The 4,947-nt window shown below is 71.4% G+C and carries 5 protein-coding genes and 1 pseudogene; 3 read left to right on the forward strand and 3 right to left on the reverse strand.

The genetic code is table 11. The features are described from left to right. The 3 genes from AOK08_RS30860 to AOK08_RS30870 all read right to left on the reverse strand — a co-directional run. On the reverse strand, positions 1-1,044 hold a 1,044-nt coding region (locus tag AOK08_RS30860; protein WP_055532185.1), incomplete at its 3' end, for an MAB_1171c family putative transporter. After that, a complete protein-coding gene (locus AOK08_RS30865; RefSeq protein ID WP_241827159.1) occupies positions 1,041-1,655 on the reverse strand; it encodes a toxin-antitoxin system, toxin component family protein in 615 nt (204 codons plus the stop codon). The genes AOK08_RS30865 and AOK08_RS30860, both read right to left, overlap by 4 nt. Positions 1,656-1,702: 47 nt before the next feature. Continuing rightward, a complete protein-coding gene (locus AOK08_RS30870; protein ID WP_055532187.1) occupies positions 1,703-2,305 on the reverse strand; it encodes a hypothetical protein in 603 nt (200 codons plus the stop codon). A gap of 210 nt (positions 2,306-2,515) precedes the next feature. On the opposite strand from AOK08_RS30870, the gene arfA reads away from it, so the two are divergent. From arfA to AOK08_RS46860, 3 genes and pseudogenes are all read left to right on the forward strand, one after another. After that, entirely contained in the window at positions 2,516-4,030 is a 1,515-nt protein-coding gene (gene arfA / locus AOK08_RS30875; protein ID WP_055532189.1) for an arabinosylfuranosidase ArfA, read from the forward strand. Between the two features lie 53 nt (positions 4,031-4,083). Then, on the forward strand, positions 4,084-4,554 hold the full coding sequence (locus tag AOK08_RS30880) for an RrF2 family transcriptional regulator (RefSeq protein WP_055532197.1): 471 nt from the start codon (positions 4,084-4,086) through the stop codon (positions 4,552-4,554). 208 nt (positions 4,555-4,762) lie between these two features. Then, positions 4,763-4,947: pseudogene (locus AOK08_RS46860) on the forward strand (hypothetical protein); the annotation flags it as partial.

Here is a 4,947-nt window from a genome sequence, read left to right on the forward strand (position 1 = left end):
CATCCGCGACGCCCTGCTGCACCTGGCCCGCCCCGGACCGTGGCCCAGCTTCACCGCCGCCTCGTACGCCCGTCGCCGCAGCTCCCCGTCGAGGTGGCGGGCCAGGTGCAGCAGGGCGTCGCGGATGAACGTCTCGCGGCGGGTCAGCCTCAGCTCCGGGGTGGCCCGCAGCGAGAACGGGACGCCCCGGCCGGTGGCGGTGCGCAGCAGGCCGTACAGCGGGGCGAGCCGGAGGTGGGCGCGGCGGATCCGCCAGCGGTCACGCAGATACTGGCCGGCGTGCGGCAGCACGAACCCCGTCGCGATCAGTACGGCGGCGACGCAGGCGGCGAGGGGGGCCACCGTCGTGGAGAGCGGGTCCAGGTCGCCGCCCGTCCAGCGGGCGACGACGGCCGTGCCCTTCGCCGCGTCGAACACCAGATTGGCTGCAAAGCCGACGGCCAGCGCCCGCAGGCCCCGGCGCAGCCACACATCGAGCGCCACGGTGTGGACCCAGTCCTGGACCAGTCGGTACGTCAGGACGCAGGACGTGGTGTGCGCGAGCAGATAGAGCACGATCAGCTCGCGCATGAAGGGCGTACGGGCGTAGTACGTGTCCAGGTCCCGGCGGCGCTCCACGGGTACGTCCGCGAGCGCGAACAGCGCCCACAGCGCGACGATCACCCCCACGTGCCCGCCGGCGACCCACCGCATCGAGCGACGGGCCCCGGCCGAGGCGGGCGAGTCGCCCGCGAGGCCGCCGCGCCACGCGATCATCAGCAGCAGACTCGCGCCGCAGAACGCGACGATGAAGCTGTACACCAGGGGCGCCGCGATGTTGGGCACGCCGGTGACCCGGTTCGTCCATGTGATGGTCGGCGGCGCCGCCAGGACGAAGATGCCGCAGGCGAGCAGCAGCAGCCCGCCGACCGCGCGCCGCAGCGGATCCCGCCACAGCCGGAGGATGCTGGGCAGCTTGAACACCAGCGCGGCGGCCAGGACCGCGACCGGTGTCCCGAACACGAGGACGGAGGACGGCTCACCGGGGAAACCGGAGGGGTTCATCGCCGCGCGGGTCCGCTTCCCCGGCCGCGATAGCCGAGCGAGGCCTGTACGCCGCTGCTGCCCGTGCTCGCCGTACGGCCCTCCAGCCACGGCCGGAAGACGGTGGCGAGCCGGTGGCCGAACTCCTCGGCGTCGGCCTCGTCGGCCGCCCGGGAGCCGTTGCGGGCGGCGACGGCCAGCGCGCCGCCCTGCCAGGACCGCTCGTCGGCCAGGGCCCGGGCGGCGGTCGCCCCGGCGCTGTGGTGGTGACAGTGCCCGGCGTGCAGATGCCACAACTCGTGGCCCAGGATGACGAGTTGCTGGACGGCCTCGGCCCGCTCCTCGACGATGACGAGGTCGAAGTCGTGGAACTCCACCCACAGGCCGGTGACTTCGATCTCGTCGGGGAAGCGCTCGAACCGCAGCTCGACGCGCCGCTCGCGCCGCGCGCTCATCTCCTCGCACAGCGCCCGGCACAACTCCCGTCCCCCGGAAGGGCTGTCGGCGTGCTCCCGCAGCGCCGCGTCGAGGGCGCGGGTCAGGTCGCGCATCGCGGCCCGGGTACGGAAGCGGTGCGCGGCCCGAGCGGGCAGCACCGCCGCCACCACGCGCCGCGTCACCCCGCTCCGCATACCCCTTGTCGTCCCTCTCGTCGTCCTTCTCGTCGTCCCTCCTGTCGTCATCGCTCCGTCTCCTCGGCGCCGCTCAGCAGCCCTTCGAGCATCACCGCGAGGGCCTCCTGCTTGCGCGGGGTCAGCCGACGGCCGCGCAGGGCCAGGGTGACCACCCCGTGCCGGGTCGCGAACCGGACCAGCGGCTCCTCCTCGGCGCCGCCCAAGTCCTCCAGCAGCCTGCGGAGTTCACGGTTCAGGGCGACGGGCGCGGGGTCGGTGAAGAAGCCGGTGCCCTGCTCGACTCCGAAGTACGCGGCGAGGGCGGTCAGATCGGGCACGTTCGGCATCTTCTTGCCGAGGAGCAGTTGGCGGGCCCACTCGGGGCTGATCGACAGGGCGTCCGCGACCTCCTTGCAGACCTCGCCGTGCTTTTGGCCGCTCGCCGCGAGCCGCGTCTCGTGGAGCGTGCGCACCCGGCGCCGGATGCGGTCCTCGATGTCGTCGGCGGCGGGCCCCGCGCCCTCCGTCAGCAGCGCCCTGATCTCGCCCTCCGTGAGCGCGGTACGGGCCGACAGGCCTCGTACGTCGAGGACTTCGGCGCGGTCGAGCCGGGCCTCGGCGATGCGTTCCTCAAGTCGGGCGACGGTCTCTGCCAGGGGCTCACTCACGGGCCGACCCTACGCGTCCGGACCGCCGCGCACCAGCGGATTCCAACGATCGTTGGAGACCGCGGAACGATCGTTGGGATCACGCGCTGTTGACGGGCGGGGACTCCAAAATTACGGTCCTGTTCGAAGTTACGAGCGGACCCCGATATTCCGAACACGGCACAGCTCGACGAAGGCCGCACAGCTCGACTCCCTGTCGGAGAGGAACCCATGTCCCGCACCGCCCGTTTCACGATCGACCCCGCCTTCACCATCGGGGAGGTCAACCCCCGGCTCTTCGGATCGTTCGTCGAGCACCTCGGCCGCTGTGTCTACACGGGCGTCTTCGAACCGGGCCACCCCACCGCCGACGAAGCGGGTCTGCGTACGGACGTGCTGGAACTGGTCCGCGAACTCGGCGTCACCGCCATCCGCTACCCCGGCGGCAACTTCGTCTCCGGCTTCAACTGGGAGGACTCCGTCGGCCCGGCCGAGGAGCGCCCCCGCCGGCTCGACCTCGCCTGGCGCTCGACGGAGACCAACCAGTTCGGGCTCTCCGAGTACATCGGCTTCCTCCGCAAGATCGGCCCGCAGGCCGAGCCGATGATGGCCGTCAACCTCGGCACGCGCGGTGTCGCCGAGGCCCTGGCACTCCAGGAGTACGCCAACCACCCCTCCGGCACGGCCCGTTCGGACCTGCGTATCGCGCACGGCGACAAGGACCCGTTCGGCATCCGGATGTGGTGCCTCGGCAACGAGATGGACGGCCCCTGGCAGACCGGCCACAAGACCGCCGAGGAGTACGGCCGGCTCGCCGCCGAGACCGCCCGCGCGATGCGCCAGCTCGACCCGGACCTCGAACTCGTCGCCTGCGGCTCCTCCAGCCAGGGCATGGAGACCTTCGCCGAGTGGGAGGCGACGGTCCTCCAGGAGACGTACGACCTGGTCGACCACATCTCCCTGCACGCCTACTACGAGCCCCAGGACGGCGACATCGACTCCTTCCTGGCCTCCGCCGTCGACATGGAGTCGTTCATCGAGAACGTGATCGCGACCTGCGACCACGTCGGCGCCCGCCTCAAGTCGAAGAAGAAGATCAACCTCTCCTTCGACGAGTGGAACGTCTGGTACATCTCGGGGTGGCACGCGATCGAGAACTCCGGCGAGCGGGACTGGGCCGAGGCCCCGCGCCTCCTGGAGGACGTCTACTCCGTCACCGACGCCGTCGTCTTCGGCTCGCTCCTCATCGCCCTGCTCCGGCACGCCGACCGCGTCACCGTCGCCTGTCTCGCCCAGCTCGTCAACGTCATCGCCCCGATCATGACCGAGCCGGGCGGCGCGGCCTGGCGCCAGACGACGTTCTACCCGTTCGCGCAGGCCAGCAGGTACGGGCGCGGGGAGGTCCTCGACGTACGGGTGGACTCGCCGACGTACGAGACGAAGAAGTACGGCGAGACGGACCTGCTGCACGCCACCGCCGTACGCGCCGAGGACGGCACCGTCACCGTCTTCGCCGTGAACCGCGACCGCGACCGGCCGCTGCCCCTCGAAGTCGTCCTGAACGGCCTGGAGTTGACGTCGGTCGTCGAGCACAGCGCCATCGCGGACGCAGACCCGGACGCCACCAACACCGTGGACGACCCGGAACGCGTCACCCCGCACCAGGTCACCGGCAGCGCGGTAAGAGACGGCAGGCTGACAGCCGTGCTGGAGCCGCTGTCGTGGAACATGATCAGGCTCGCGTAGGTCCCGGATCGCGGAAGGCTCCGCCCGCGTGGCCGACCACCGACAATGACCCCATGAGGATCTCGGCGCGGGCGGACTACGCGGTGCGGGCGGTGCTGGAGCTCGCCGTGCGGGAGGGCGAAGGCGACGAAGGGGCCGCGGTGAAGGCGGAGACGGTCGCCACCGCGCAGGCCATCCCGCACAAGTTCCTGGAGGGCATCCTCGGCGATCTGCGGCGTGGCGGGATCGTCGACTCCCGGCGCGGTGGCAACGGCGGCTACCGGCTGGCGCGCCCCGCCGCCGGGATCACCGTCGCGGACGTGGTCCGGGCCGTCGACGGGCCCATCGTGTCGGTACGCGGCGAACGGCCCACCGGTCTCGCCTACACGGGCCCCGCCGAACCGCTGCTCCCGCTGTGGGTCGCGTTGCGCGCCAGTGTGCGCAAGGTGCTGGAGGGGGTGACCTTCGCGGACCTGGCGGCGGGGGAGCTGCCCGAGCCGGTGCGCGGGCTGGCGGCGGAACCGGCGGCCTGGGAAAACCCGTAAGGCCGCCGAATTCCCGGACTTCCAGTCTTTCGGTCTTTCAGTCTTTCAGGGGCGTTTGCCTTGCTCCATCGGAGCGCTCCTGATCACTGCGGAGGATGAGGTTCCGGGTTGGTTGTTGACGCTTCGTCATCTCCGGATACGTTGACCCCTAAATGTGCACATATGCACGCAATGCGTGGTGTCAAGGTGAAGGGTTGTGCGTCAGGGGATGAGCTCGCTGAGATCGCGTCGAGGGTGGGGCATCGGGGCCGTGGTGGCCGCCGGTGTGTCCGGGGTTCTGGTCGTGCAGGGCGTGAGCGGCGGTGGCACGCACAGTGTGGCCGACGACGACAAGCCGGCCGCCGGGCCGGTCTCCGGTCCGGTCTCGGGGCCGGTCTCGGGGCCGGTCTCGGG

The organism is Streptomyces graminilatus, from assembly GCF_001418565.1.
In the GTDB taxonomy this organism is placed as follows: Bacteria; Actinomycetota; Actinomycetes; order Streptomycetales; family Streptomycetaceae; genus Streptomyces; species Streptomyces graminilatus.